This window comes from Dactylosporangium sp. NPDC005555 (genome assembly GCF_040605635.1).
Classification (GTDB): domain Bacteria; phylum Actinomycetota; class Actinomycetes; order Mycobacteriales; family Micromonosporaceae; genus Dactylosporangium.
Genome location: NZ_JBEXDG010000031.1, coordinates 84550 through 110331, shown reverse-complemented (window position 1 = coordinate 110331; position 25782 = coordinate 84550). Strand labels below are relative to the sequence as shown.

General features: G+C 72.8%; 25 protein-coding genes. 13 read left to right on the top strand and 12 right to left on the bottom strand.

All coding sequences use genetic code 11. The features are described 5' to 3' along the window. Nucleotides 1–131: 131 nt before the first annotated feature. Nucleotides 132–1106 (bottom strand): aldo/keto reductase, encoded by a 975-nt coding sequence (locus tag ABZS58_RS30560; protein WP_354786681.1) that lies wholly within the window; start codon nucleotides 1104–1106, stop codon nucleotides 132–134. Nucleotides 1107–1173: 67 nt separating this feature from the next. Between ABZS58_RS30560 and ABZS58_RS30555 the strand changes: the two genes are divergently transcribed. Beyond that, nucleotides 1174–1557 (top strand): MerR family transcriptional regulator, encoded by a 384-nt coding sequence (locus ABZS58_RS30555; RefSeq protein WP_354786680.1) that lies wholly within the window; start codon nucleotides 1174–1176, stop codon nucleotides 1555–1557. Here the strand turns inward: ABZS58_RS30555 and ABZS58_RS30550 are convergent. Beyond that, nucleotides 1512–2327 (bottom strand): hypothetical protein, encoded by an 816-nt coding sequence (locus ABZS58_RS30550; protein WP_354786679.1) that lies wholly within the window; start codon nucleotides 2325–2327, stop codon nucleotides 1512–1514. The two genes, ABZS58_RS30555 and ABZS58_RS30550, sit on opposite strands and share 46 nt — an antisense overlap. An 87-nt stretch (nucleotides 2328–2414) precedes the next feature. Here ABZS58_RS30550 and ABZS58_RS30545 point away from each other — a divergent pair, with 87 nt between their 5' ends. From ABZS58_RS30545 to ABZS58_RS30535, 3 genes are read left to right on the top strand one after another with little or no spacing between them, the layout of a single operon-like run. Continuing rightward, a complete protein-coding gene (locus ABZS58_RS30545) occupies nucleotides 2415–3077 on the top strand; it encodes a copper resistance protein CopC (RefSeq protein ID WP_354786678.1) in 663 nt (220 codons plus the stop codon). Between the two features lie 36 nt (nucleotides 3078–3113). Continuing rightward, nucleotides 3114–3503: a response regulator gene (locus tag ABZS58_RS30540; protein WP_354786677.1), complete on the top strand. Its 390-nt coding sequence runs from the start codon at nucleotides 3114–3116 to the stop codon at nucleotides 3501–3503. A gap of 37 nt (nucleotides 3504–3540) precedes the next feature. Continuing rightward, nucleotides 3541–4524: a YihY/virulence factor BrkB family protein gene (locus ABZS58_RS30535; RefSeq protein WP_354786676.1), complete on the top strand. Its 984-nt coding sequence runs from the start codon at nucleotides 3541–3543 to the stop codon at nucleotides 4522–4524. Here the strand turns inward: ABZS58_RS30535 and ABZS58_RS30530 are convergent. Further along, nucleotides 4521–4913 (bottom strand): roadblock/LC7 domain-containing protein, encoded by a 393-nt coding sequence (locus ABZS58_RS30530; protein ID WP_354786675.1) that lies wholly within the window; start codon nucleotides 4911–4913, stop codon nucleotides 4521–4523. The genes ABZS58_RS30535 and ABZS58_RS30530 overlap by 4 nt on opposite strands. Then, nucleotides 4910–7189 (bottom strand): nitrate- and nitrite sensing domain-containing protein, encoded by a 2280-nt coding sequence (locus ABZS58_RS30525; protein ID WP_354786674.1) that lies wholly within the window; start codon nucleotides 7187–7189, stop codon nucleotides 4910–4912. Before ABZS58_RS30525 ends, ABZS58_RS30530 begins: the two co-directional genes overlap by 4 nt. A gap of 201 nt (nucleotides 7190–7390) precedes the next feature. Here ABZS58_RS30525 and ABZS58_RS30520 point away from each other — a divergent pair, with 201 nt between their 5' ends. Together ABZS58_RS30520 and ABZS58_RS30515 are read left to right on the top strand one after the other, a co-directional pair. After that, on the top strand, nucleotides 7391–9310 hold the full coding sequence (locus ABZS58_RS30520; protein ID WP_354786673.1) for a DUF1800 domain-containing protein: 1920 nt from the start codon (nucleotides 7391–7393) through the stop codon (nucleotides 9308–9310). A gap of 4 nt (nucleotides 9311–9314) precedes the next feature. Continuing rightward, entirely contained in the window at nucleotides 9315–10673 is a 1359-nt protein-coding gene (locus tag ABZS58_RS30515; RefSeq protein WP_354786672.1) for a DUF1501 domain-containing protein, read from the top strand. Here the strand turns inward: ABZS58_RS30515 and ABZS58_RS30510 are convergent. After that, nucleotides 10663–11055, bottom strand: a complete 393-nt coding sequence (locus tag ABZS58_RS30510; RefSeq protein WP_354786671.1) for a subtilase-type protease inhibitor — start codon at nucleotides 11053–11055, stop codon at nucleotides 10663–10665. The two genes, ABZS58_RS30515 and ABZS58_RS30510, sit on opposite strands and share 11 nt — an antisense overlap. 306 nt (nucleotides 11056–11361) lie before the next feature. Between ABZS58_RS30510 and ABZS58_RS30505 the strand changes: the two genes are divergently transcribed. Both ABZS58_RS30505 and ABZS58_RS30500 read left to right on the top strand, forming a co-directional pair. After that, nucleotides 11362–11970, top strand: a complete 609-nt coding sequence (locus ABZS58_RS30505) for a hypothetical protein (protein WP_354786670.1) — start codon at nucleotides 11362–11364, stop codon at nucleotides 11968–11970. Nucleotides 11971–12042: 72 nt separating this feature from the next. Next, the gene (locus ABZS58_RS30500) at nucleotides 12043–12387 is read left to right on the top strand and encodes an STAS domain-containing protein (RefSeq protein WP_354786669.1); all 345 of its coding nucleotides are present in this window, start codon (nucleotides 12043–12045) and stop codon (nucleotides 12385–12387) included. A gap of 31 nt (nucleotides 12388–12418) precedes the next feature. Here ABZS58_RS30500 and ABZS58_RS30495 read toward each other — a convergent pair whose 3' ends face one another. The 3 genes from ABZS58_RS30495 to ABZS58_RS30485 all read right to left on the bottom strand — a co-directional run bounded on the left by ABZS58_RS30495 (nucleotide 12419) and on the right by ABZS58_RS30485 (nucleotide 15802). Continuing rightward, a complete protein-coding gene (locus ABZS58_RS30495) occupies nucleotides 12419–12997 on the bottom strand; it encodes a GtrA family protein (protein ID WP_354786668.1) in 579 nt (192 codons plus the stop codon). A 69-nt stretch (nucleotides 12998–13066) separates the two neighbouring features. Then, complete coding sequence (locus ABZS58_RS30490) at nucleotides 13067–14590, bottom strand: tetratricopeptide repeat protein (protein ID WP_354786667.1); 1524 nt, start codon at nucleotides 14588–14590, stop codon at nucleotides 13067–13069. A 210-nt stretch (nucleotides 14591–14800) separates the two neighbouring features. Continuing rightward, nucleotides 14801–15802: a glycosyltransferase family 4 protein gene (locus tag ABZS58_RS30485; RefSeq protein ID WP_354786666.1), complete on the bottom strand. Its 1002-nt coding sequence runs from the start codon at nucleotides 15800–15802 to the stop codon at nucleotides 14801–14803. A 111-nt stretch (nucleotides 15803–15913) separates the two neighbouring features. On the opposite strand from ABZS58_RS30485, the gene ABZS58_RS30480 reads away from it, so the two are divergent. Beyond that, complete coding sequence (locus ABZS58_RS30480; RefSeq protein WP_354786665.1) at nucleotides 15914–18241, top strand: GGDEF and EAL domain-containing protein; 2328 nt, start codon at nucleotides 15914–15916, stop codon at nucleotides 18239–18241. Between the two features lie 41 nt (nucleotides 18242–18282). Here the strand turns inward: ABZS58_RS30480 and ABZS58_RS30475 are convergent, their stop codons facing one another. Beyond that, the gene (locus ABZS58_RS30475) at nucleotides 18283–18993 is read right to left on the bottom strand and encodes a hypothetical protein (protein WP_354786664.1); all 711 of its coding nucleotides are present in this window, start codon (nucleotides 18991–18993) and stop codon (nucleotides 18283–18285) included. 153 nt (nucleotides 18994–19146) lie between these two features. Here ABZS58_RS30475 and ABZS58_RS30470 point away from each other — a divergent pair, with 153 nt between their 5' ends. Continuing rightward, nucleotides 19147–19383 (top strand): DUF2795 domain-containing protein, encoded by a 237-nt coding sequence (locus ABZS58_RS30470; protein WP_354786663.1) that lies wholly within the window; start codon nucleotides 19147–19149, stop codon nucleotides 19381–19383. 70 nt (nucleotides 19384–19453) lie between these two features. After that, nucleotides 19454–20437, top strand: a complete 984-nt coding sequence (locus ABZS58_RS30465) for a BTAD domain-containing putative transcriptional regulator (RefSeq protein WP_354786662.1) — start codon at nucleotides 19454–19456, stop codon at nucleotides 20435–20437. Here ABZS58_RS30465 and ABZS58_RS30460 read toward each other — a convergent pair. Then, complete coding sequence (locus ABZS58_RS30460; protein ID WP_354786661.1) at nucleotides 20393–22024, bottom strand: ATP-dependent DNA helicase RecQ; 1632 nt, start codon at nucleotides 22022–22024, stop codon at nucleotides 20393–20395. The two genes, ABZS58_RS30465 and ABZS58_RS30460, sit on opposite strands and share 45 nt — an antisense overlap. Nucleotides 22025–22073: 49 nt before the next feature. Here ABZS58_RS30460 and ABZS58_RS30455 point away from each other — a divergent pair, with 49 nt between their 5' ends. Together ABZS58_RS30455 and ABZS58_RS30450 are read left to right on the top strand one after the other, a co-directional pair. Continuing rightward, nucleotides 22074–23159: an S-(hydroxymethyl)mycothiol dehydrogenase gene (locus ABZS58_RS30455; RefSeq protein WP_354786660.1), complete on the top strand. Its 1086-nt coding sequence runs from the start codon at nucleotides 22074–22076 to the stop codon at nucleotides 23157–23159. Nucleotides 23160–23278: 119 nt separating this feature from the next. After that, nucleotides 23279–23884, top strand: a complete 606-nt coding sequence (locus ABZS58_RS30450; RefSeq protein ID WP_354786659.1) for a PadR family transcriptional regulator — start codon at nucleotides 23279–23281, stop codon at nucleotides 23882–23884. A 76-nt stretch (nucleotides 23885–23960) separates the two neighbouring features. On the opposite strand, the gene ABZS58_RS30445 is transcribed toward ABZS58_RS30450, so the two are convergent. After that, nucleotides 23961–24896, bottom strand: a complete 936-nt coding sequence (locus tag ABZS58_RS30445; RefSeq protein WP_354786658.1) for a DMT family transporter — start codon at nucleotides 24894–24896, stop codon at nucleotides 23961–23963. A 10-nt stretch (nucleotides 24897–24906) separates the two neighbouring features. Next, nucleotides 24907–25782, bottom strand: an 876-nt coding sequence (locus ABZS58_RS30440) for an AraC family transcriptional regulator (RefSeq protein ID WP_354786657.1), incomplete at its 5' end; no start/stop codon positions are given.

The following is a 25782-nucleotide window of genomic DNA, read 5'->3' as shown; positions in this document are numbered from 1 at the left end:
GCGGATGTGGGTGTCACGCGGAGGTGGGCCGCCTCGTCAGGCGGGCCACCAGCATCGGTTCAGGAATGCGGACACGAGCAAGAGGATACGACGCGGCCCCCGGCGAACGCCAGCCGCCGGGGGTGGACACGTCAGCGGTTCAGCGACCCCATCGTCTCCGCCGCATACCTGGTGCCGGCGACGTCGCTGCCGATGGCGAGCTTCTCGACAGCGGCCAGGTCCTCCGCGGTGAGCGTGACGTCGAGCGCCGCCACGTTCTGTTCCAGGTACGAGCGCCGCTTCGTGCCCGGGATCGGCACGATGTCGTCGCCCTGCGCGAGCACCCAGGCGAGGGCCAGCTGCGCGGGCGTGCAGCCCTTCGCCGCCGCGATGGACCGGACCTCGGCGACCAGGTCGAGGTTGCGCTGGAAGTTCGCGCCCTGGAAGCGCGGGTTGGAGCGGCGGAAGTCCGACGGGTCGAACTGCGACGGGTCGGTGATCTCGCCGGACAGGAAGCCGCGGCCGAGCGGGCTGTAGGCGACGAGCCCGATGCCCAGCTCGCGGAACACCCCGAGGATGCCGTCCTCGGGGTCGCGGGTCCACAGCGAGTACTCGTACTGCCCGGCGGTCACCGGGTGCACGGCGTGCGCGCGGCGCACCGTGTCCACCGAGGCCTCGGAGATGCCCAGGTGACGGACCTTGCCGGCGGCGACGGCCTCGCTGAGCGCGCCCCACGTGTCCTCGATCGGCACCCGGTCGTCGACGCGGTGCTGGTAGTACAGGTCGATGTGCTCGACGCCGAGCCGCCGCAGGGACGCGTCGAGGGCGGCGCGCACGTAGTCGGGGTGGCCGTTGATGCCGCGCCCGCCGCCGTCGCGCTGGATGCCGAACTTCGTCGCCAGGGTCACCTCGTCGCGGCGCCCGGCGATGGCACGGCCGACGAGCTGCTCGTTGGTGAACGGGCCGTACATGTCGGCGGTGTCGAGGAACGTCACGCCGAGGTCGAGCGCGCGGTGGACGGTGGCGACGGACTCGGCGTCGTCACCCGGGCCGTAGAACTCGCTCATGCCCATGCAGCCGAGGCCGAGCGCCGACGTCGTCAGAGTGCCAAGGGTTCGCTGTCGCATACCTCCACACTCCCCCTTCGAGCGCGCTCGAAGTCAAACGCGTGGAGCAGGCAATACTCTCGAAAGCATGGAGTTCACCATCGCCGAGGTGGCCGAGCAGACCGGGCTGACCGCCCACACGCTGCGGTACTACGAGCGCGCCGGCCTGCTCGACCCGCCGGAGCGCGACTGGAACGGGCACCGCCGCTACTCCGAGCAGGACGTCGGCATGCTGCGGCTGCTGACCCGGCTGCGGGCGACCGGCATGCCGATCGCCGGGATGCGCCGCTACGCGGACCTGTGCCGGGTCGGGCCGGCCACCTTCGACGAGCGCCGCGAGCTCCTGGAGGAGCACCGCCGGCAGGTCCTTGAGCGGATCGCCGGCCTGCAGAGCGATCTGGCCCTGATCGAGTACAAGATCAGCGTTTACGGGGCACCGGTGGCGGGGGTGCCGGATCTCGCCAGGCCGTAGAGGCAGACGAGCGCGGCGAGGACGAGCGGGACGCCGTCGCGGATGACGCCGTCGGCGCCGAGCAGCAGCCAGCACAGCGCCGGCTGCACGAGCAGCACGAAGACGCTGACCATGGCGAGCAGCACCCGCGCCCAGGTGTGCCCGAACATCATCGCGAAGCTGATCAGCGACGCGACGAACGCGACCGCGATGCCGAGCACGAACCAGGAGATGACCAGCGGCACCGCCGTGGAGCGCGGCACCCGCGGCTCGTCCCACAGCGTCCCGGCGGCGACCAGGCACGGCACCGACAGCAGCGCCGAGTAGGACAGCGCGGCGACCCGCGCGGTCAGCGCCCACGGCGGGATCGGCCGCTTCGACGGGCGGCGGGTCAGGTGCGCGGCGATCGCCGGCGAGCGGAACAGCTGCCAGATGATGGTCGCACACAGCGTGAGGATGACGGCGAGCGCGGCGAGCACCTGCCACGGCGGCAGGAACCCGTCCTCGCGGGGCTGAGCCAGCCGCGCCGAGGCGAACACGGTGGTGACGGCGAGGATCAGCCCGAACGGGCGGGCGGTCAGCCGGCCCCACCGGATCTCCCGCATCAGGAACAGGAAACCGAGCGCGCGCAGCATCGCCCAGAAGGTCCGCACCGCGAGCCCGAATCCTCCCTCGGTGGAGTATTTGAGGTTCACCACGTCGGCGGCGAGGGTCAGCACGGCGGTGAGCAGCACGATGCGCCGCAGCCTCCGGCTCGCCGGGGTCGGCGCCGGAGGGCGTTTGATTTGCACCAGTTCACGCCAACTGCCCTGCATGAAACGGCACGCTAACACCGTCGCCCGCACATTGCTGACGTCAATGCACTATCGTTTCCGCCCATGACCGGGCGATTGGTTGGTGTGGTCAGGCGAAGTGCAGTTGTCGCGGCGATAATTGTCGGAATTCTTGCGATCCTGCCGATTCCGTCAATAGCGACCGCATATGCACCGCGGCTCACGCTCGCCAGCAGCACGCCGGGCGCGGAGAACCGGATCGCGCACCTGCCGGAGGTGCTGCAGCTGGTGTTCAGCGACAAGATCGTGGACGCCCAGGTGACCCTGACCGGGCCGGACAGCGCCGTCGTCGCCCTCGGCGGCGTCACCGTGCGCAACGAGACGGCCCGCATCACCCTCGGCGTCCCCGACGGCGTGCCCGGCAGCTACACGGTCTCCTACACCGCCGCCGGCGCCGCCGGCACGGCCGGCAACGGCAGCTTCTCGTTCACGGTGACGACCGGCACGAAGACCGGCACGTCGGCGAAGCCGACCCGGACGCCGTCGTCGGCGCCGACCGTCGCCCCGCCGCCCGCGACCAGCGCCGCGGCCGCGCCCGCCGACTTCCTCACCACGAACGCCCAGCCGCCGGCCGCGGCCTCGCCGCCGTCCGCGGGCCGCCCCGCCTGGTGGACCTACGCGGCGGTGCTGCTGGTGGTGGCATGCGTGCTGGTGGTGTTCCTCGGGTTCAGCCGGCGCCGGATCCGACCGGCGAACCCGGCCAAGTAAGGCAGATCCGGCACAATCACGAATTATCGTGAAGGCATGCTGGAGCACCTACGCGTTCTCGTCGTCGACGACGAGCCCGACCTGTGCGAGATCGTCAAACGGGTGCTCAGCCGCGCCGGCGCCGAGGTGCACACGGCGTCCGGGCTGGCCGGCGCCGAACGCGTCTGCGTCGAGCACCCCGCCGCGATCGACCTCGCCATCACCGATCTGAAGCTCAACGACGGCTCGGGGGTGCAGGTCGCCGACGTCGTCCGGACCCACTGCCCCGACGCGCTGATCATGTACATGTCGGGGCTGCCGTACTTCGACGCGGCCGTCGTCGAGCTCGGACCCGACGCGTCCGTCATCGCGAAACCGTTCCGCGCCACCGAACTGGTCGACATGGTGCAGGTCGCCCTCATCAGGGCCGGAAGGGTCGCACCATAGCGTTATCCCCGCGCACCGGCAGGGCATAGGTACTTCTATGGCGCAGGACGACCCCACCGGACCACACCTCGAGAACCCGCCGAGCCGGCCGACGCAGCTGACCAGACGGTCCTGGATCGAGGTCCTCAAGCGGACGGTCAAGGAGTTCAACAACGACAACCTGACCGACTGGGCCGCCGCGCTGACCTACTACGGCGTGCTGTCGATCTTCCCCGGCATCCTGGTGCTCCTCGCGGTGTCCGGCATGCTGCTCACCGACACCACCCAGAACGCGGTCCTGGAGAACGCGCAGCAGCTGTTCCCGCCGTCGATCGCCGGGCCCGTCACCGGCGCCGTCGACGAGCTGAAGCAGGGCTCCAGCTCAGCGGGCGTCCTCGCGATCGTCGGTCTGCTCGGCGCCGTCTGGACCGCGTCCGGTTACGTCGGCGCGTTCATCCGCGCCTCGAACTCGATCTACGACGTCCCCGAGGGCCGCCCCATCTGGAAGGTGCTGCCGATCCGGCTCGGCGTCACGGTCGTCGTCGGCACCCTGATCGCCCTGGCCGCGCTCAGCATCGTCTTCACCGGCAAGTTCGCCGAGACGGTCGGCGGCTGGATCGGCCTGTCCGATCAGGCGGTGCGGATCTGGGACATCGCCAAGTGGCCGGTGCTCCTGCTCGTCGTCCTGCTGATCCTCGCCGTGCTCTACTACGCGTCGCCGAACGCCCGGCAGACCGGCTTCCGCTGGGTCACTCCCGGCGGCGGCCTCGCCGTGCTGATCTGGCTGCTCGCGTCCGTCGGCTTCGCCGTCTACGTGTCGAACTTCAGCTCGTACAACAAGACCTACGGCACCCTGGGCGGCATCATCGCGTTCCTGGTCTGGCTGTGGATCTCCAACATCGCGATCCTGCTCGGCGCCGAGTTCGACGCGGAGCTCGAACGCGGCCGCGCCATCCAGGGCGGCCTGCCGGAGGACCAGGAGCCGTTCATCGCGCTCCGCGACTCCAGCAAGATCAAGGAGGGCCACGACCCGGATCTCTAGCGCGCCGACGGGGTCAGGACCGCGCCGACCTGCTCGACGAGCCCGGACATCTCGAACGCGACCTGACCCACGTCGCAGCCCGGCTGCACCATCGCGGCGAGGCTCGCCAGGGTGTGCCCGTCGCCGAGCGCCATGACGAACAGCAGGCTGCGCCGCATCTCCACGATCGTGCGCACGACCGGGCCCGCCTCCGTGTACGCCGACAGCCCCTGCGCGAGGGACACCACCCCGGCGACCATCGCGGCGAGCTGGTCGGCGCGCTCCGGCGGCAGCTCGTTGGACGCCGCGACCAGCAGCCCGTCCCCGGACACCGCGACGGTGTGCCGGACGCCCTCCACGCGGTCCGTGAAGCCGCTGAGCACCCAGTCGAGGCCCGTGGTGGCTGTCATGAGGTGGCAGGTCCTTCCTGGTTCACCGGCACCGGGACTGCGCCGGGACGGCCGATCGGATGCCGGGAGCCCGGCGGCGACGCGGTCGCCGGCACGCCCGCGGAGGTCGAGGAGTCAGGATCCGGTGACGCACCGACGGTACGCCGTGGCAGCCCGTCGTCGAACGCCCGGGCCTCGACCGTGGGCCCGTCAGCGGCGACACGACCGGCGGCACCACCGGCGGCCACCGGCACCCGCGCGCCACCCCGCCGCGGCACCGGGATGTCCATCGGCTCACCGCCGGGCAGCGCCGGACTCCGCTCCAGCGGCCGCGGCGGCAACCGCCGGGCGGCGGGCCTCGACGCCGGCTCCGGGCGCGCCACAGGCTCGGGCGTGGCGGCAGGGGCCTCGGCCGGCAGCGGGCGGACGGACGGCTCGGGTGCCCGCACGACCAGGTCGGCCGGGAGGCGGACGGTGGCGACGATCCCGCCGGCCGGGGACGGTCGCAGGGTGACGCCGGCGCCGTGGCTGGCGGCGAGCCGGCCGACGAGGGTGAGCCCCAGCCCCAGCCCGGTCGCCGGCGGGTCGGACCGGCCCGGTTGGAGGCGCCCGTTGAGCTCCTCCAGCCGGTCCGGGTCCATGCCGGGGCCGCCGGGCACGCCGGGGTCGGTGACGTGGATGACGGCGCCCTCGCCGGTCCGGGCCGCGTCGACCACGACGGGCAGGTCGCCGGTGGAGTGCCGGGCGGCGTTGTCGAGCAGCTCGGCCAGGAGGTGCACGACGCCGTCGACGGCGGCGGGACCGACCGCCGTGGCACTGTCGACGCGTCCGTACTCGACGCGCTCGTACGCCTGAATCCGGGACTGCGCGGCCCTGAGCACGTCGAACAGCGGCACCGGCGCCGGGTGGACCCGGACGGCCTCCGCGCCCGCGAGGACGAGCAGGCTGTGCGTGTCGTGCCGGATCCGGGTCGCGAGATGGTCGACGGCGAACAGCAGCGCCAGCCTGTCCGGGTCCGCCTCGTCCCGCTCCGCGTCGTCGAGCCGTTCGAGCAGCGCGTCCGTGAGCCGCGCGGACCGGCGGGCCAGGTCGGCGTACATCCCGGTCTCCCCCGAACGCAGCGCCGCCTGCGAAGCGGCCTGCTCGGCGGCCCGGGCCGTGGACCGGCGCACGGCGTCCAGGGCCTCGCCGAGCCGCCCGATCTCGTCCCGCCCGGCGGCGGCCGGCTCCCCCGCGACGCCCGGCGGGCCTTCCGGATGGGCCAGGCGCAGCGTGGCGGCGAGCAGCGCACGCAACCGGCGGCGCGACGACCGGCCCGCGGCGACCGCGAGCCCGACCGCGACGACGGCGACCAGCAGGACGGCGGCGAGCCCGAGGACGACCGTCCGGTTCTGCCGGTCACGGACGTCGGTGGCGGTGGCCGCGTTGTCGGCCGCGACCCGGTCGGCGAGGTCCCGCAGCCCGTCGAGCTGCGCGAGCCCACCCCGCGCCCAGTCCCCGGCGTCCGTGGGCGCCGACGCCCCGGCCAGCAGCGCGTCGACGCCGGCGGTCACGTCCATCCCGGCGAGCAGCGACCGCCACGCGGGCGCGGCCCCGGCCGAGAACCGCGCGAACGCGTCCCCGGCGGCCGACCGGTGCGCGACCAGTCCGTCCCGGTCGGCCGCCGTCAGCTCCCCGGCGGCGGCGACCCTGACGGCGGTGACCTGGATCTGCGCCAGCTCCTCCGTGCCGACGGCGAGCCACCCCGCGGCCCGCATCCCGGTCCCGGCGGCCGGCGGCGCGACCCGGTCGGCGAGCTCCTGCTGGAAGGCGACCAGGTCCGCGATCAGCCGCCGGTACTCCAGCAGCAGCACCTGCCCGGGCTCGTCAGGCTCCCGAGCGGCGACCCGGGCCCGCAGCAGCGCGAGCCCGTCGAGGTTGCCGACGGCGCCGAGGGCGGCACCGGAGGCTCGCAGGCGGACGACGGCGGCGTCGGTGCCGGCGAACGAGGCTGTGAACGAGGCGGTGAAGGAGGCGGCAAGGGCAGCACCGGAGGCCGCGCCGCTCAGCAGCCGCGCGGCGGCCAGCCGCTCCCGCTGCAGCCCGTCGGCGACCCGTCCGGCCTCCGCCGCGGCCGAGACCGCGCCGCGCAGGTCCCCGGCCCGGCCGCTGCGATCGGCGTACACCGATGCGGCGACCCCCGCGAGGCCGAGCAGCCCGGCGAGGGGCAGGACCAGGATCAGGGCGAGCTTCGCGGCGACGGGGACGTCGGCGAACGTCACCTTCCGACGCCGGCGGACCGGCGCAGCGTCACGCACGACCTCCACCGCCTCCCCTCATCGGCTGCCTCATGCGTACCGCTTTTGCGGTACGTACGGAAGAGATAACTTTTGGTAGTCGCCCGAATTCCACGTATTGACGCGGTATGCGCCTCGCTTAAGCAAGAACAAAGACAAAGTTGAGCCGCACCCGCACCTGCCCGCTTGAATGGGAGATCACGCGCTCATTAGGGTTCAGGGATGCCTGAGCGGCTCTTCACGGATGACGACCCCTCATCCGACTCGCACAGACGAGTCAAGGGCGCCTTCTTCGCCGACTACACAGGCGAGTTCCCGATGCCACGCGTCCTCAACGAGCCGCTGCCGGCCGACGAGGACGAGGAGCCGGCCGGTACACCCGCCGCGAGGACGTCACGAGGACCCGCACCCGCCTGGCTGCGCACCGGACGGCCCGCCCTGCACGAGCTGATGCGCAGCCGCAGGACGGCGCTCATGGCCCTCGGCGGCGGTGTCGTCGCGATCGGCGGGCTCGGCTCCGGCGCCGCGGCGATGCTCGGCCGCCCCGAGGACGCCGCCGACATGGTCCGGACCGGTCAGGGCGGCGGCAACGTCTCCCCGCGCGACGCCGGCTCGTTCTCCAACCGCGACTCCAGCTACACCAGCGGCCTCGGCGACCTCAACGACCTCGGCGCCGCCGGCACCGCCGACTCGGCCTCCGCCGCGGCCGTCGCCGCGATGCGCGCCACGCCACGCTTCCCGTCGCCGCTCAACCGCGACCCGGTGCTGCACCTGCTGCGCCGCTGCACGTTCGGCCCGACCCAGGGCGACGTCGCCGCGGTCAAGGAGCTCGGCATCGACGGCTGGCTCGACCAGCAGCTCGAGCCGGACAAGCTCGCCGACCCGGTCGCCGACGCGGCGCTGAAGACCACGCCGACCGTCACCATGACCACCGCGCAGATCCGCGCGGCGGTCAAGGAGGGCGACAACAAGGCGATGTACGAGCTGACCCGCGCCGTCATCGCCCGGCAGGTGTGGAGCTCCCGGCAACTGTTCGAGGTGATGGTCGACTTCTGGAACAACCACCTCAACATCACCAGCCCGTTCGACGGCGGCTGGGACACCCGGGTGCCGTACGACGTGAACGTCATCCGCAAGCACGCCCTCGGCAAGTTCTCCGACATGCTGATCGCCTCGGCCCGGGACCCGGCGATGATGCGCTACCTGGACAACACGTCCTCGGACAGGCGCAACGTCAACGAGAACTACGGCCGTGAGCTCCTCGAGCTGCACACCGTCGGGATCGACGGCGGCTACAACGAGAAGGACGTCCGCAACTCGGCGTACCTGATGACGGGCCGCACCGCGACCCGCGAGGGCGCGTTCAGGTACGAGCAGAACCGGCACTGGACCGGCGCGGTCAAGGTGCTCGGCTTCCAGCACGCGAACAAGTCCGCGAAGGACGGCCTCGCGGTCGGCGACGCGTACCTGCTGTACCTCGCCACCCACCCGTCGACGGCGAAGTACGTGGCCCGCAAGCTCGCCGTCCGGTTCGTGTGCGACACGCCGCCGCAGTCGCTCGTCGACCGGCTCGCGACCGCGTACCAGCAGAGCGGCTCGGCGATCGTCCCGGTGCTCAAGGTCCTGTTCCGCTCCCTGGAGTTCTGGCTCGCGGCCGGCCTGAAGACCCGCCGCCCCCTGGAGAACTTCGTCGCGACCGCCCGGGTCGTCGGCACCAAGCCCGGCGCCGACACCGGCAAGGCCCTCGAAGACCTGTACAACTTCACCCGCAAGCTCGGCCAGGCACCGCTGGGCTGGGACCCGCCGGACGGCTACCCCGACGTCGCCAACGCCTGGAGCTCCGCGGCCGGCATGCTGGAGACCTGGAACTCGCACCGCGCGTTCCTGCAGCAGTCGTTCAAGGGCCTCAACAACCCGCGGGCCGACTCGCTCGTCACCCAGCCCGCCGCGACCCTCGCGACCTACCTCGACGTGCTGTGCAACCGGCTCATCTTCCAGCCGATGCAACCCGCCGAACGCGACGCGCTGATCAAGTTCCTCGGCGCGAAACCCGACACCCGGGTCACCGACGCCAACCTCGGCGGGAAACTGCCCAACCTGGCCCCACTCGTCCTCGACTCCGTCTACCACGCGCTGCGGTGAGGCTATGAATTCCCTTCCTGAAGGCGAGCGCCGCCCCGCTTCAATCGAAGAGCTGCGCCGGCACGGGCCCAACCTGTGCGAGGCCGCCATCCGCGTGCAGGCCGACCAGGTGCAGGACGAGCTCGCCGCCGAACGCGACCGGTGGAGCAAGGGCTTCACCCGCCGCCGGCTCGTGCAGGGCGCCGGGTACGTCGGCGTCGCCGCGCTCGGCGCGCAGCTGGTGACGAGCCGGGTCGCGTTCGCCGCGCCCGAGGACACCAAGGGCACCCTGATCGTCATCTTCCTGCGCGGCGGCATGGACGGCCTGTCCGTCGTCGCGCCCGGCGACGACCCCAACTACCGCTCGATGCGGCCCAACATCGCGATCCCCATGGCGGCGCTCCTGCCCGCCGGGCGCGGCTTCGGGCTCAACCCGGCGATGACCGCGCTGTACCCCTTCTGGCAGGCCGGCAAGATGGCCGCCGTGCACGCGGTCGCCTCCCCCGACGCCAGCCGCAGCCACTTCCAGGCGCAGGACGCCCTCGAACGCGGCGCCGCGTCCGTCGCCGTGCGCACCGGCTGGCTCGACCGGGTCCTCGCCCAGATGGGCCCCGGCACCACGTTCCGCGCCGTCGCGCAGGGCAACGCGCTGCCGCGGTCCCTCGTCGGTGGCGAGCAGGCGATCGTGCTCAACGGCATCCGCGACTTCCGCATCGACAACGACGCCATGCGCAGCCAGACCATGGAAGCGCTGAAGACCCTGTACACCGGCCTGGACCACTCCCTCGCGGCGACCGCCGGCAGCACCATCCAGGCCATCAACACCGCGCAGAAGATCGCGAACTCGCAGTACCGGCCCGCCGAAGGCGTCCAGTACCCGGGTGGCGGCATCGCCGACCGGCTGCGCGACATCGCGCAGCTCATGAAGGCCGGCGTCGGCCTGCGCGTCGCGGCGCTGGACGTCGGCGGCTGGGACATGCACACCAACCTCGGCCGCGTCGACGGCGGCGACATGCGCAACTCGCTGACCAACCTGTCCGAGGCGATCGGCGCCTTCGCCACCGACCTCGGCCCGCTGCTGGACACCACGACCGTCATCACGATGAGCGAGTTCGGCCGGCGCGTCCAGGAGAACGGCAACGTCGGCGTCGACCACGGCCACGGCAACGCGATGCTGCTGCTCGGCGGCGGCCTCAACGGCGGCAAGGTGCACGGCAACTGGCCCGGCCTGTCCGCCGGCGCCCTCGACCAGGGGGACGTCGCGGGAGCCAACGACTACCGCGACATCCTCGCCGAGATGCTCAAGAAACGCTTCAACGTCCAGGACTCGGCGGCGATCTTCCCCAACCACCAGTTCAAGACGCTGGGCGTGTTCAGAGGCTGAAGACCGGGCCCGTCGTCGTGGTCAGCGAGCAGGCGTTGCCGTACGTCTTCTTGTAGTTGACCCGCTTGCCCTTCCACCGGCCGGCGGCGGTGACGGTGACCGGGTCGTACTGCATCGTGCACGCGCCGCCCTCGCCGGTCAGCCGGGCGAAGTCGCCGCCGACCTTCGCGAGCGCGGTGCACGCGTCACGGGCCTGCTTGTGGCTGCCGCCGGCGGGCCGGCACCGCAGCGACGCACGGCTCGTGGCCGGCTTGCCGCTCTCGCCCTTCGCCACGGTCAGCACGAGCTGCGTGGGCTTGACGGCTGCCGCCGACGCCCCCGCCGCCGCCACTGTCTCCACGGTCGCGATCGCCGCCACCAGCATCGTTGCCGTCGCGACCAACCGTCCTGCACCCATTCCCTGACCCCCGTCGCACCTGCTGAAACCGTGCGTAGCTTACACCGAAATTTCCGACATTTCGCCTTTTTCATAATGTACGACTGCCGCCCGTCGACCAGGCCTCGCAAGCTCGGCTTCGGGGCCTGACCTTCGCAAGGGCAGGCGCCACCGCACGAACGCCGGTTGCGGTGACTCCAGGTCCCGAAGGTGCGGGTGGTGCTCCCGCGACGAATTGCGGCGCGCGATGCTCCCTGTTGATCGACGTCGCGGTCTAGGGTGCTACCAGCAGACGCTCGGGAGGAGACTGCCGTGACCCTGGAGGCACAGGCGCAGAAGCTCATCGCCGGTCTGGTGCGGGTCGCCGTCATGGCGCCCGCCGACGCTCCCCCGCCCGATCGGGCCACCCTCCCGCCGCCGCACCGGCAGGTGCTGCTGCTCCTCGGCCGGCGCGACCGCGAGTTCCGGCTCTCCGACCTCGCCGCCGAGCTCGGCTCCTCGGTCGCCGCGACGATGGCGATCGTGTCGCCACTGGTCGCCGACGGCCTCGTCGAGATGCGGCCGGCACCCTCGTATGCGGCGCACGACATGCGGGTCGCGGCCACCGAACGTGGCCTGGCGCTGACCCCCGCGCCGTCCAACTGGGCGGAGACCGTCCTCGGCAGCGTCGAGGACCTCGACGAGCCCACCCAGGCGCGGCTGCTGCGGATCGTCACCACCAGGATCACGCAGTTGCAGCGGGAGGGGCGCATCCCCGTGAGCCGGATGTGCCTGTCGTGCCGGTTCTTCGACGGCTACCGGCACCCCGGCACCGAGACGCCGCACCACTGCTGGTTCGTCGACGCCCCGTTCGGTTACCGGGAGTTACGACTGCACTGCCCAGACCACATTCAGGGTGGCCCGTCTCCACGGTCCGGGTGAACGGGCCGCTCACACGCTGCGGGTGACGCGCCGTGCTCCTATGCTGTGCCTGATGAGCCTGCTGGGAGCGCCATGTCGATGTCGGTAACGGTCAATGTGCTGATGGACGGGTCCACCGTGGTGTCCGTCCGGGGCGAGATCGACCACGGGACGGCCGCGACGCTCCGTCAGGATCTCGTCGCCGCCGCCACCCAGCGCCGGCCGAGCGTGCTGCGGGTCGACCTCGGGCTCGTCACGTTCCTGGACTCGGCGGCCGTCGGCGCGCTCGTCGGCGCCCAGCGCGAGGCGGGCGTCGAGGGGGTCCGCCTGGTGATCCACCGGGCCAGCCCGTTCGTGCACCGGCAGCTGCGCACCGCGGGCGTCGACCACCTCCTCGGCGTCCCCGCCGAGCCGGACCCCGACCACATCGCCTTCTGAGCCCGGCCGCGGCCGGATCCCGCCACCGCCCTCAGGAGCTGCCGGCGTCGGCCTGCGCGGCCGGTGCGGGCGCGGCGGCGACCTGTGCCGGCACCGCGTGGTCGTGGCGGACGGGGGCGGGACGCACGTCGTCGTGCGGGAACACCCAGGTCCGGTACGCCCACAGGCGGAACAGCATCGCGAGGGCCGTGCCGAGCACCATGCCGAACCCGAAGTCCGAGATCTCCTCGACGAGGGTGCTGACCGCCGGCTCCTGCAGCCCGAAGACGTAGCGCGCGACGAACAACGGCGCCGCGTTGACCGCGACGCCGATGCCGTTGATGACCAGGTAGAGCGCCATCTCGTGATGGCGGCGACGGCCGCCCCGGGTCCGGAAGGACCACTCACGGTTCAGGAAGTAGGACACCACCGACGCGACCACGTTCGCGATCGTGAGCGCCGTGACCGGCTTGCTGTCCAGCACCGTCAGCCGCAGCCCGTAGTTGACCAGCAGCGTGACGACGTAGCAGAAACCGCCGACGATCACGAACTTGACCGTCTCGCGGTGGTCCCGCATCAGCCGTGCCACGGGGCGGGGTAGCCGGTTGAGCGTCCGGTCAGTGAGCCGCATCGGCCGGACTATACCCGGCGAACCTTGCGACACGCCCGGCGCCGACCACCGGTTCCCCCGCCTACGTCCTCACCGCTCACCCGTGCACACCGACGCGCCGGGCGTGACCGCGACGGTCGCGTCGACAGGCCCCACCACCACGCAGTACGCCACCGACGGATCGACGCCCTTCACCACGTACGACGTCGTCCCGGCCGGCACCTCCGCCACCACCGCGGGCGGCCCACCGGCCCGTGAAAGCGCCACGACCGCCTTGCCGCTCAGCCCCGTCCAGGTGACGGCGAGCGCGGTCCCGTCGTCCCGCAGCCGCAGATCCCGCACCCGCACCGGCTCACCCCCACCGGCCCCGCCCTGACCCGCCCCGCTCGGACCCGCCCCGCCCGAACCTGGAGCCCCACTGGCACCGGCGGTCCCACCGGCACCGGCGGTGCCGCCCGGGCCGGCGGAACCGGTGGCGGCTGCGACCGGGCCGGCAGGCGGGCCGGCGGACCGGTCCGGGGCTGTCCCGGACGGCCACAGGATCGACACGGCGGCGATGGCCAGCGCCGCCGCGACGATCCCCGCCACCGCCTTGAGCGGCACGACGACCCGCCGCTCGCCGACGACCGGCGCTCCACCCCGGGGATGACCCACGGCGGCGGCGCCGGAAGTCCCGTGCGGCACGACGGGGGCCTCTACGACCTCGGGAGGAGCCTCCGCCGGCGGTACATCCGCCGCCGCCGCCGGAAACGAGGGTGCGGCAGGCTCGTCGGGGAGTTCCTCGTCGAGGTCCGCATCCGGGTCGTCGAGGGCGTCCGGGGTGGCGGGGACGCTCTCGACGGCGACGGGAGCGGCCGGTGGGAGCAGTGAGGCGGGCATCGGGGGCTCGACGGCGGCGAGCTCCCACTCGACCGCCTTCGTGAAGGGGTGCCGGTTGCCGAGCCGGGACCTGGCCGCCGCGTGCGCGAGCGTGAACAGGCGGCGCGACGCGGGGACGTTGCCGTCGGCGTGGTGCAGGGCGGCGAGCTCGGCGGCGATCCGGATGGTGTCGAGGTCGTCGGCGCCGTACTCGCGGCGGTGCACGGCATAGGCGGCGTTGAGCATGGTGAGCGCGAGCGGTCGCTGACCCCGGTCGCGTTGCAGGAGCGCGAGGTTGACGCGGGTCAGCCGGATGACGCGGACCGCTTCGGGGCCGGTGACGGGGTCGGTCTCGTCGACGCCGCTGTCCAGGACCCGGTGGTAGAGCGCCTCGGCGGCGTCCCACTCGTCGTAGTCGTGGCGGACGGCGGCGAGGACGGCCCAGGCGTGCACGGTCGCCACGTCCGCCGGGCCGTACGCCTGCTCCGCCTGGGTGGCGACGGCGTCGGCGAGGTCGTAGGCGGCGTCGAGGTCGCCGAGCTCCCGCAGCGCCTCGGCCAGCAGCCGGCGCGCGGTGAGCCGGTCGCCGGGCGGCAGGCCGGGCTCGTCGAGCAGCTCCCGGGCGGCCGCCTGGGCGCCGTGCAGGTCCCAGGTGGCGATGAGGTCCTCGACGGCGGCGAGGTCCGCGTCGAAACCGGACTCGGGCTGCGGGACGGATCCCCTGTCGGCATCACCAGTGGTATCGACGCGAGTCACAGCCTCCCCTTCCGCCCGAGAGCCTAGAGGGAAGGGTGACGCAACGCCAGCCTTCGATCACGATGCGCGCAGATGGCGTCGGCTCCGGCAGCCTGCCACGTCGCTGCCGGAGCCGAGCCGTCCCGCGTTACCGCGTCGTGTGCCCGCGGGCGCCGCACACTGTGAAGGTTCGGCCGCGCGGCCGGGGCCTTGAGCGAATCGGCGGAGATTTCAACCCAGCAGACGGGTGTAGAGCCGCAGGTAGTCCTCGACCATCCGGTCGGCGGAGAAGCGGCCGACGGCGTGCCCGCGGACCTGGTGCCGGTCGAGTTTGAGGGCGTCGTCGAGGACCTCGACCGCCTCGGCGACGGAACTGGCGAGGTAGCCGGTGACGCCCTCGTCGACGACCTCCGGCATCGAGCCGAGCGGATACGCCACGACGGGCGTGCCACAGGTCATCGCCTCGACGACGGACAGGCCGAACGGCTCGGCGAACCCGATCGGGTGCAGCAGCGCGGCGGCGGCGCCGAGGACCTCGGCGCGTTCGGCGGGGCCGATGTTGCCCAGATACACGATCTGCTCGCCGTCGATCTGCGGCAGGACCTCCTCGGCGTGGTAGCGCTCGTCGTGGACGGGTCCGGCGATGAGCAGCCGGCGGCCGGCGGCGCGGGCGATGCGGATCGCGTCGGCGGTGCCCTTGTCGGGGTGGATACGGCCGAACGCGACGAGCGATTCGCCGGGCGCGGCCCGGAACGGGAACTGCGCGACGTCGATGCCGTGGTAGATCGTCGCGGCGTAGTCGAGGCCGGGCCCGCGGTCGGCGTCGGAGATGGACACGAACGCGGAGCGGGCCCGCTGGTACGCCGGAAGGATGGCCGGGGAGCAGAAGCCGTGCACGGTGGTGACGAGCGGCGCCCGGCAGAACCCGCTCATCGCGAGCGGCAGCCAGTCGAGGTTGTTGTGCACCAGGTCGAACTCGGCGCTGCGGTCGAAACAGTGCGCCACGTGCAGCGCTTCCCAGATCCTCCCGTCGTGGGCGGTGTCCTCGTTGTACGGGCGCTCGAGGACGCCGTCGAGGTGCGCGGCGGTGACGGAGTCGAGGCTGGCGAAGAGGGTGACGTCGACGCCGCGCGCGACGAGTCCCTCGGCGAGCAGGGAGACGACCTGTTCCCACGGCCCGTACGCGCGAGGCGGGGTCCGCCAGGCGATCGGTCCCAGCAGTGCGACCTTCATCGGCGCTCCCTACCCCTCGCTGTGCGGTCGAACCCGTCCATCTTCCCCCTGCTCAGCTACGCCGGCCGGCTGCCGATAGGCAGGTCAGCCGAACCAGCGACAAGGAGACCGATGACCGCATGGCGCTGGTATGCGGGACTGGGCCTCGGCGCGGTGGTCGTCGGCGCGTTCCTCCCGGTCATCCCACGCCAGGCGCTGTACTCGCTCGTCGGCGTGTCGACGGTGGTCGCGGTGGTCGCCGGGGTGCGCCGGCACCGGCCCGCGCACCGCCGGACGTGGTGGCTGTTCGCCGCGGGCCTCGCCTGTTCGGTGCTGGGCGCGGTCGCGTGGGCGGTCGACTACGGGCTCACCGGTGAGGTCGGCTTCCCCTCGGCGAAGGACGCCGTGTTCCTGGCCGCGTACCCGTTCCTCGGCGGCGGCCTCGTCAGCTGGGTGCGCCGGGACCCGCGGAGACCGCGCTGGGAGCGGCTCATCGACTCCGGCATCGTCGCTTCCGGGGTGGCGGCGCTGACCTGGACGTTCATCGTGCATCCGGTGCTGGCCGGCGACCGTTTCGACGGCCCGCACCGCACGAGCGACCTGCTGTACGCGGCGATCGACCTGGCGCTGGTCGTGGCCGCGACCCGGATGGCGTTCACGGCGAGCGTCCGCAACGCCGCGCACCGGCTCGTGTGCGTGGCGGCGGCGACGCTGATCGCCGGTGACACGGTCTACTACGTGGCCGTCGCGTGGACCGGCGACCCGAAGGGCGACCGCGTCTCCGCGGCGCTGTACCTGTGCGCGTACGCGCTGCTGGGCACCGGCGCCCTGCACCCGTCGATGGCGGAGGCGGCGGGGCGCCTCGAACGCGCGCAGCAGGTGATCCCGCGGCACCGCATCTATCTGTACACGGTGCTGTCGCTGATCGGTCCGGTCATCGCGATCACGATGCTGATGGTCGCGACGCCGCTGCCGTCGCGGTGGTGGGCGGTCGTGCCCCTGGCGACGTCGATCGTCACGTCGGTCCTGCTGATCGCCCGGCTGAGCCAGCTCGTGCAGTTCGCGAACCGGCGCGTGGAGGAGCTCGACGCGCACGCCCTCGCGCTCGGCGCGGCGCTGCGGGAGCAGGACACGCTGCGGCAGCAGCTGACGCACCGGGCGCTGCACGACGCGCTGACCGGCCTGGGCAACCGCGCGCTGCTGCAGGAGCGCCTGGAGCACGCGCTGACCCGCACGAACGCGGCGCACGGCCTGCTGCTGCTGGACCTGGACGGGTTCAAGGACGTCAACGACTCGTTCGGGCACCCGGTCGGCGACGCGCTGCTGATGGAGGTGGCGGCGCGGCTGGTCGGCGAGGTCGACACCGCCGACACGCTGGTCCGGCTCGGCGGCGACGAGTTCGCCATCCTGCTGGAGGACGTGCCGGTGCTGCGGGTGGACGCCGTCGGCCGGGCGGTCGTCGACGCGCTCGCCCAGCCGTACGAGATCGGCGGGCGGGAGCTGAGCGTCACCACCAGCGTGGGGACCCTGGTGGTGCACGCACCGTCGACGCCCGCGGAGGCGCTGCGCAACGCGGACCTCGCCCTGTACGCGGCGAAGGCGGCCGGCAAGAACCGGCTCGCCGCCTACGAGCCGCGGCTGGCGACCGAGCGGCACGAGCACATGCGTCTGTCGGCGGAGCTGCGCCGGGCCGTCGCGAACGACGAGTTCACCGTCCACTACCAGCCGGTCGTGGACCTGTCCTCGGGCCGGGTCACCGCCGTGGAGGCGTTGCTGCGCTGGAACCCCGAGGGCCGGTCCGTGCCGCCGCTGGACTTCATCCCCATCGCCGAGCAGTACGGCCTCATCGTCCCGATCGGTGCATGGGTGTTGCGGCAGGCGTGCCACGACGTCCGCTCCTGGCATGAGCGCTACGGCATCTCCGTCACCGTCAACGTGTCCGGCCGCCAGTTGCGCGAGCCGGACTTCGCGCAGACGGTCCTGTCGGCGCTGCGCGACGCGGGCCTGCCGGGCAGCGCGCTGATCCTGGAGATCACCGAGACGGTCCTGGTGTCGTCGTCGGCGGAGGGCGACGACGTGACGGTGCTGCTGTCGGCGCTGCGCGAGGAGGGTGTGCGGGTCGCCGTCGACGACTTCGGCACCGGCTACTCGTCCCTGGCGTACCTGCGGCACCTGCCGGTCGACATCCTGAAGATCGACCGGGCGTTCACGCCGGAGGGCGGGATGGCCGAGGAGATGGCGTTCACCCGCGCGATCGTCGAGCTCGGCAACAGCCTGCGCCTGTCGTCGATCGCCGAGGCGGTCGAGACGCCGGAACAGGCGGACCGGCTCCGGGAGCTGGACTGCCCGCAGGCGCAGGGATACCACTTCTCCCGGCCGCTGCCGGCCGACGCCCTCGACGAGGTCCTCACCGCCGGCGACGGCGTCCTGCACGGCGCGCCCACACCCGCCAATACGTGAGGAGGACCCGGGGCGTCCCCGGGTCCTCCTTCAAGCGGACGTCACCAGTCCTTGATCCACGTGACCTTGGTGTCGAGCCAGTCGTTGAGGCGCGCGACCTGGTCGACGTCGGTGTCGAGCCAGCTGACCTGGCCGGTGATGGCGAGGATCGCGAACACCACGGCGGTGCCGCTGAACAGCACGCCCAGGGTGCCGGTGCCGCGGCCGGCGACGTGCCGGCGGGCGCCGGCGATGATCCCGCCGAAGGACAGCAGCAGGCCGATCGCGCCGAGCGGCAGCGCCCAGACGGCGAGCAGGCCGGTGAGGGCGGCCGCGACGGCGGCGACACCGACGACGAGGCCGAACGTGGACAGCAGGCTCGCGCGGGCCGGACGGCCCGTCTCGACCGGCACGACGTCGACGTCGGGGGCCGGCTCACGGTCGATGACCGGCTTCATGGTCGTGGTGTGGGTCTCCCGGCGGTCGGCGATGCCGTCCCGGTCGGTGTCGGTGTCGGTGACGCCGGACATCGGCCCGACGGCGGGGATCCGGTGGGTGCGGTCCGACGTGCGGAGCCGCTTCGCCTCGACCCGGTCGTCGATCCCGTCACCGTCCTTGTCGAGACGGTTGTCGAGCGTCCGGTCGTCGACACCGTCGCGGTCCTTGTCGAGACGGTTGTCGAGCGTGCGGTCCTCGACACGGTCGTCGACACCGTCGCCGTCCCGGTCCACCTGGGCGTTGCGCCCGCCGAAGAGCTGCCCGATGCGTGCCACGTGTGTTCACCTCCTGTGAAGCGCCCGGCCGCACACCCGGGGGGTTTCGGAGCGCGGCGGATGGGGCGGATGTCGATGCGGGTACCCAACGCCGTCCCACCTCAATCGGGTGTCATTCGTTTGGTGGTGGTATGCCCGGGTATCGCCGCAGGCATGGAGCCAGAACTCACGCATGACGAGATCGAGGCACGCGGCAGCCTCGGCCGGTACATCCCCATGGCGAGCCTCCCGGGCGACCGCGACGACCTGATGGCCGGCGCCTCCGAGCTCAACGCACCCGACGACGTGCTCGCCGAACTGGAGCGGCTGCCCGAGGACAAACTGTTCGAGACGGTGAGCGAGGTGTGGGCCGCGCTCGGGCACCGCACCGGGGACGCCGCCCACCGTTGATCCAAAGGGCCGGGACGCCGGTGTACGTCACACGCACAACGCGCTAGCGTCCCGTTGCGTGGAGTGCTCCGTGCTGGGTCCGGTCGAGGTCGTCGTGGGCGGCGCGCCCGTCGACCTCGGCGGACCCCGCCAGCAGCTGATCGTCGCAGGTCTGCTCTACCACGCGGGCCGGGTCGTCACGGTCGCCGATCTCATCGAGCTGGTGTGGGACGACGACCCACCGGCGACCGCCCGCAACCAGCTGCAGACCGCCGTCTACCGCATCCGCCGGCTGCTCGGGCCCGGCGGCGCCCTGCAGACCGACCCGGCGGGCTACCGGATCACGGTGCCCGGGGACGGTCTCGACCTCACCCGCTTCCAGGCCGCGTTGCAGCGGGCGCGCACAGAGCCGGACCGGGAGGCCGCCGGGCACTACCGTGCGGCGCTCGACGAGTGGCGCGACGTGCCGTTCGCGGGGCTGCCCGGCTCCGTCGTCGGCCGCTGGCGGGACTCCCTCACCGAGCTGCGCTGGGCCGCGACCGAGGAGTGGGCGGAGTGCCTGCTCGCCCTGGAGCGGCACCGCGAGATCGTCGAGCGGGTCGCGCCGCTGGTCGCCGCGCACCCGCTGCGGGAGCGGCTGGTCGGGGCGCTGATGACGGCGCTGCACCGCGACGGCCGGCAGGCCGAGGCGCTGCAGCTCCACCAGCGCACCGTCGAGGCGCTGCGCGACGAGCTCGGCGTCGACCCCGGCCCGCAGCTGCGCGAGCTGCACCTGGAGGTGCTCCGCGGGACGGCGGCGCAGCCGCAGCCGGCGACCAGCGCGCTGCCGCGGGTCGTCGACCGGCTGCGCGGCAGGCTCGCGGAGACCGAGCGGCTGCTGCGCGCGGCCCGTGGCGCCTACCGGGTGATCGTCATCGACGGGATGGCCGGCGTCGGCAAGTCGACCTTCGCGGTGTCCGCCGCCGCGCAGCTGGCATCAGAGCCCGTGCGGCAGGTCGAGCGCTTCCAGGGGAAGACCGCGGCGAGCGCCTCAGAGCCGGCGCAGCAGCCGGTGCTCCTCGACGACCGGCACTGAGAGGGTCTTGTAGCCGACCTCGTCGAACAGGACGGTCATCTGCTCCCCCGCGTAGGACAGCACGACGCCCTTGCCCCATTCGCCGTGGCGGACCTCGCTGTGGATCGGGAAGGGCACGTCGCCGGCGGCGGCGAGCCCGGCCTGCGCGCTGCCGTCGAGGCAGTTGTCGCAGTGCCCGCACGTGCCGTCGAGGTGCTCACCGAAGTACGCGAGCAGCGACTGGCCGCGGCACAGCTCCGTCTCGGCGAAGTTGCGCATCATGTCGAGGCGGGACCGGGAGACCGTCTGCTGCCGCTCCGCCTGGGCCTCGGCGAGCTCGGCGGACCTCGCCGGCGTCGGCGCCCAGCGGGGCGCCTTCACCTTGCTGCCGTGCAGCAGCTGCGCGCCGCCGACCTCCTCCAGAAGGCTCAGCAGCTGCCCGAGCTTGCGGGCGCCGAGGCCGGTGCGCTCCTCCAGCTCGTCGCGGGTGATCGGGTCCGGCGCGACGGAGCGCAGCAGCGCCGCGAGGGAGCTGACCTCCTCGCGGTCGACGGACACGTTGGTGAAGAACTTCCGCAGCCCGGTGTCCTCGGTGCGGTGCAGCAGCAGCACCTGCGCCGGCTGCCCGTCGCGGCCGGCCCGGCCGATCTCCTGCAGGTAGGAGTCCGGCGAGTCCGGCAGCGAGATGTGGTTGACCCAGCGGATGTTGGGCTTGTCGATGCCCATGCCGAACGCCGTCGTCGCGACCATGATCTCGACCTCGTCGGCGAGGAACGCCTCGTGGGCGCGCTCGCGGTCGCCGGCGCTCATGCCACCGTGGTACGCGACGGCGGGCATGCCCTCCTCGATCAGGCGCTCGGCGAGCTCCTCGGTCGCCCGGCGGGTCGGCGCGTAGATGATCCCCGGCGGCGTCGACTCCTTCAGCCGGGCGAGCAGCCGGCGGAACCTGGTCTGCTCGTCGGCGCAGTGCACCGACTCGAGGAACAGGTTCGGCCGGTCCAGGCCCGTGACGACGATCTCCGGGTCCCGCATGCCGAGCCGGTCGACGATGTCCTCCCGTACCGGCGGAGAGGCCGTCGCGGTCAGGGCGACGATCGGCGGGCGGCCGAGCTCCCGGATGAACTGCCCGAGCTGCAGGTAGTCGGGGCGGAAGTCGTGACCCCACGCGGAGACGCAGTGCGCCTCGTCGACCGCGACGAGGCTCGGCTTCAGCGCCTTGATCTGCGCGACGCGGGCCGGGTCGGCGAACTGCTCGGGCGTCAGGAACACGAACTCGGCGTCGCCGGCGCGCAGCGCCTCCAGGGCCTCCGCGCGCTCGGCCTTGCCCTCGGCGGACGACAGCCGCACCGCCTGCAGCGACGCGTGGTTGCGCGCGGTCAGCGACGCGATCTGGTCCTGCTGCAACGCCAGCAGCGGCGAGATGACGATCGTCGGCCCGGGCAGCAGCGGCGCCGGCACCTGGTAGATGGCGGACTTGCCGGCACCGGTCGGCAGCACGGCCAGGGCGTCGCGGCCCTCCATCAACGCCCGCATCGCCGTCACCTGCTCGTCGCGCAGGCGGTCCCAGCCGAAACGTTCCTTCGCGATGCGCCGCAGGTCGTCCGTCATGCCGCTCTTACTACCATGGTCGTGGCCGCCTTCTGGTAGGACGGGGGGTATGCCTATCGAAACGCAGGGCGTGGTCGCCCTCGGCAAAGGCCGCCCCGTCAGCCTCGAGACCGTCATCGTCCCCGATCCCGGCCCCGGTGAGGCGGTGGTGGAGGTCCAGGCGTGCGGGGTCTGCCACACCGACCTGCACTACCGCGAGGGTGGCATCGGCGAGGACTTCCCCTACCTGCTCGGCCACGAGGCCGCCGGCATCGTCTCCGCGGTGGGACCGGACGTCACCGACGTCGCGCCCGGCGACTTCGTCATCCTCAACTGGCGGGCCGTCTGCGGGCAGTGCCGGGCCTGTCTGCGCGGGCGTCCCTGGTACTGCTTCAACACCCACAACGCGAAGCAGAAGATGACCCTCGCCGACGGGACCCCGCTGTCGCCGGCGCTCGGGATCGGTGCGTTCCTCAAGTACACCCTCGTCGCCGCCGGTCAGTGCACGAAGGTCGACCCGCGCGCCTCGGCGAGCGTCGCCGGCCTGCTCGGCTGCGGTGTCATGGCCGGTATCGGCGCGGCGCTCAACACCGGCAACGTCTCGCGGGGCGACTCGGTCGCGGTCTTCGGCTGCGGCGGGGTCGGCGACGCCGCGATCGTCGGCGCGGTCCTCGCCGGCGCGAGCACCGTCATCGCGGTCGACGTCGACGTCCGGAAGCTCGCGTGGGCGCAGGAGTTCGGCGCGACGCACGTCGTCAACTCCCGCGAGACCGACCCGGTGGCGGCGGTGCGGGCGCTGACCGGCGGCTTCGGCGCCGACGTCGTCATCGAGGCGGTCGGGCTGCCGCAGGTGTACGAGCAGGCGTTCAACGCCCGCGACCTGGCCGGGACCGTCGTCCTCGTCGGTGTGCCCCGCCCCGACATGCAGCTGACCCTGCCGTTCCTGGACGTGTTCGGCCGCGGCGGCGCGCTGAAGTCCAGCTGGTACGGCGACTGCCTGCCGTCGCGGGACTTCCCGATGCTGATCGACCTGTACCTGCAGGGCCGGCTGCCCCTGGACAGGTTCGTCAGCGCGACCGGCGGCCTGGGCGACGTCGAGGCGGCGTTCCACGAGATGGAGGCCGGGACGGTCCTGCGGACGGTGATCGTCCTGTAACGCACATAAGGGGATGTAAGGGGCGGGACCTTGTCGCCGATAGGTTCCCGATATATCGTCGAACTATCAACGACAGTCGACAACAGGTCGGCGACCGTTCGACGATTGGAGAAGTGATCATGCGATCACGAAGCGGAGCAATGCTCTTCGACGCCGGTGCCTGGCACCGCGGCTTCGGCGGCTTCATCCCGCCCTTCCCCCCCGGCGGCGGCCCTGGTGGTCGCGGCGGCTGGGGTCACGGGCACGGCCGCGGCGCGGGTCGCGGCGGCTGGGGCGGCAAGGGCACGGGCCGGGGCGGACGCCCCAACGTGCGCCTCGCCGTCCTGGCCCTGCTCGCCGAGCGACCCATGCACGGCTACGAGATGATCCAGGAGCTGGAGACCCGCACGGGCGGCATCTGGCGGCCGAGCCCCGGCTCGATCTACCCGACGCTGCAGCTCCTGGAGGACGAGGGCCTCATCACGGCCGAGGAGCAGGGCGGCCGCAAGCGCTTCGTCCTCACCGACACCGGCCGCCCCGAGGCCGAGGCCGCGGCGCAGAACGCGCCCTGGCAGGAGTACGGCGACGAGAACGTCTCCCAGGCCCAGGAGTTCCGCGACGCCGCGCTCGGCATCATGGACGCACTGCGCCAGGTGGGCTTCAACGGCACCGCCGAGCAGCGCGCCCAGGCCCTCGAGGTCCTGACCGAGACGCGCCGCAAGCTGTACGCGATCCTCGCCGACTGATGCCGGCGCGGTCAGTGCGCGCCCGGCCGCGGGTGCGGGCCGCGCCGCCGGCAGTGATGCCAGCGCCGCGGCCCGCTCACTCAGCCCGCACTCCCGGAACAGGGCGTGCGGCGTCCGGAAGCGGGCCGGGCCGGGATCGACCGCCGGCACCGTCATCCTTTCCCGTGGGGGTCCTGCGGCGGGTGGCGAGGAACGAGCCGGCGAGGATCAGCACGAACGCGCCCACGGTCAGCGGGGTGATCTCCTCGCCCAGGACGACGGCGCCGAGGACGACCGCGACGGCCGGGTTGACGAAGGTGATCACGGTGGCGCGGACGCCGCCCACCTCGGCGACGAGGGCGAAGAACAGCACGAAGGCGAGCGCCGTGCAGATGACCGCGAGGGCGACGGCGGCCAGGGCGGGGGCGGGGGTCACCGTGCGGGCCAGGTCCGGCAGCCCGGTCACCACGAACGGGGCGAAGAGCAGCGCGCCGGCGGCCAGGGACACGGCCGAGACGCCGTAGCGGGGCACGTCGGAGAGCCAGCGCTCGATGATCAGGGGGCCGGTCGCGTAGCAGACGACCACGCCGAGGAGTTCCAGGAGTGGAATCGTGCCGCCGGTACCACCGTGGAAGCCGACGAGCAGACCGACGCCGGCGAAACCGGTCAGCAGGCCCGCGACCCGCGTGCCGGAGAGCCGTTCGCGGGCGATGAGGGCGGCGACCAGCGGGACACCCGCGATGACGAGGCCGGTGAAGGCGCTGTCGACCTCCTGCTCGGCGTGGGACAGCAGCAGCCAGGGGATGCCGACCTCGATGACGGTGTACGCCAGCAGCGGCAGCCACGGGCGCAGCGACGCCCGGACCTCCTTGCGGTACAGGGCGATCGGCAGCAGCAGGAGCGCGCCGATGGCGGTGCGGACGAAGACCAGCTCGGCGGGGCCGATGTCGCGGACGGCGACCTTGATCAGCAGATACGGCACGCCCCACACGACGGACATGGCGATGAAGAGGACCCAGCCGCGACGACTCATGCCGACAGGGTCACGCGCGGCGACGCCCGGGGTCTTGAACGGAGTTGCGGAATGCGGCCGGGGTGACGCCCGTCACGCGCTTGAACCAGCGGGTGAGGTGGGCCTGGTCGGCGAAGCCGACGCCGCTGGCGACCTGGGCGGGGGTGAGGCCTGCGGCGAGGAGGTGGCGGGCGCGGCAGACCCGTTCGAGGACGAGCCAGGTGTGCGGCGGGAAGCCGGTCGCCTCGCGGAAGACGCGCAGCATGTGGAACGGGGACAGTTCGACGCCGGCGGCGAGCTCCCGCAGGGTCGGCGCGCAGCGCAGGTCGGCGGTGAGCCGGTCCCGGATCTCGGCGACCTTCCGCACCGCCGCCGGATCCCGGGCCGGCGGAGCCGGCAGGTCCGATGCGTCCGCGGCCGGGGACCCGTGCCGGTGGACGACCGCGGAGAGCGCCCACGTCAGCTTCGAGTGCGCCGCGAAGGCATCCAGACCCGAGGTCAGTGACTCGTGCGCCGACCGCACGAGGTGCACGGTCCGCGGATCGTGCACCACGGCCGTGCCGAAGTGCGCCCTGGGAGCGGCCTCGAACAGCAGGTCGGCGGGCGGGTAGAAGACCCGGTAGGCCCAGCCGGCCGGGGCGGCGGCCTGACCGTCGTGCGGCTCGTCCGGCTCCAGGATCGCCAGGCTGCCCACGCCCGCGCGGTGCAGCGAACCCCGGTAGTGGAACTGCTCGACCCCGCAGACCACGACCCCGATGGCGAACGTCGAGTGGCTGTGGCGGGTGAACGCGTGCCGCCGGTAGTCGGCGGTGAGCAGGTCGACCTGGAACCGTCCGTCGTCGACCCTGGTCCACTGCGCCGAGTCGGTCATGCCGCCACCTTCCGCTGCGCTCCAGGCGTCGGCCTG

What these genes read in the sequence shown, in the direction of transcription:
- ABZS58_RS30450 (WP_354786659.1), top strand. Translation starts at nt 23,279, where the DNA reads ATGCGATCACGAAGCGGAGCAATGCTCTTCGACGCCGGTGCCTGGCAC.
- ABZS58_RS30455 (WP_354786660.1), top strand. Translation starts at nt 22,074, where the DNA reads ATGCCTATCGAAACGCAGGGCGTGGTCGCCCTCGGCAAAGGCCGCCCC.
- ABZS58_RS30460 (WP_354786661.1), bottom strand. Translation starts at nt 22,024, where the DNA reads ATGACGGACGACCTGCGGCGCATCGCGAAGGAACGTTTCGGCTGGGAC.
- ABZS58_RS30545 (WP_354786678.1), top strand. Translation starts at nt 2,415, where the DNA reads ATGACCGGGCGATTGGTTGGTGTGGTCAGGCGAAGTGCAGTTGTCGCG.
- ABZS58_RS30445 (WP_354786658.1), bottom strand. Translation starts at nt 24,896, where the DNA reads ATGAGTCGTCGCGGCTGGGTCCTCTTCATCGCCATGTCCGTCGTGTGG.
- ABZS58_RS30500 (WP_354786669.1), top strand. Translation starts at nt 12,043, where the DNA reads ATGTCGATGTCGGTAACGGTCAATGTGCTGATGGACGGGTCCACCGTG.
- ABZS58_RS30470 (WP_354786663.1), top strand. Translation starts at nt 19,147, where the DNA reads ATGGAGCCAGAACTCACGCATGACGAGATCGAGGCACGCGGCAGCCTC.
- ABZS58_RS30540 (WP_354786677.1), top strand. Translation starts at nt 3,114, where the DNA reads ATGCTGGAGCACCTACGCGTTCTCGTCGTCGACGACGAGCCCGACCTG.
- ABZS58_RS30485 (WP_354786666.1), bottom strand. Translation starts at nt 15,802, where the DNA reads ATGAAGGTCGCACTGCTGGGACCGATCGCCTGGCGGACCCCGCCTCGC.
- ABZS58_RS30520 (WP_354786673.1), top strand. Translation starts at nt 7,391, where the DNA reads ATGCCTGAGCGGCTCTTCACGGATGACGACCCCTCATCCGACTCGCAC.
- ABZS58_RS30480 (WP_354786665.1), top strand. Translation starts at nt 15,914, where the DNA reads ATGACCGCATGGCGCTGGTATGCGGGACTGGGCCTCGGCGCGGTGGTC.
- ABZS58_RS30535 (WP_354786676.1), top strand. Translation starts at nt 3,541, where the DNA reads ATGGCGCAGGACGACCCCACCGGACCACACCTCGAGAACCCGCCGAGC.
- ABZS58_RS30515 (WP_354786672.1), top strand. Translation starts at nt 9,315, where the DNA reads ATGAATTCCCTTCCTGAAGGCGAGCGCCGCCCCGCTTCAATCGAAGAG.
- ABZS58_RS30560 (WP_354786681.1), bottom strand. Translation starts at nt 1,106, where the DNA reads ATGCGACAGCGAACCCTTGGCACTCTGACGACGTCGGCGCTCGGCCTC.
- ABZS58_RS30495 (WP_354786668.1), bottom strand. Translation starts at nt 12,997, where the DNA reads ATGCGGCTCACTGACCGGACGCTCAACCGGCTACCCCGCCCCGTGGCA.
- ABZS58_RS30530 (WP_354786675.1), bottom strand. Translation starts at nt 4,913, where the DNA reads ATGACAGCCACCACGGGCCTCGACTGGGTGCTCAGCGGCTTCACGGAC.
- ABZS58_RS30555 (WP_354786680.1), top strand. Translation starts at nt 1,174, where the DNA reads ATGGAGTTCACCATCGCCGAGGTGGCCGAGCAGACCGGGCTGACCGCC.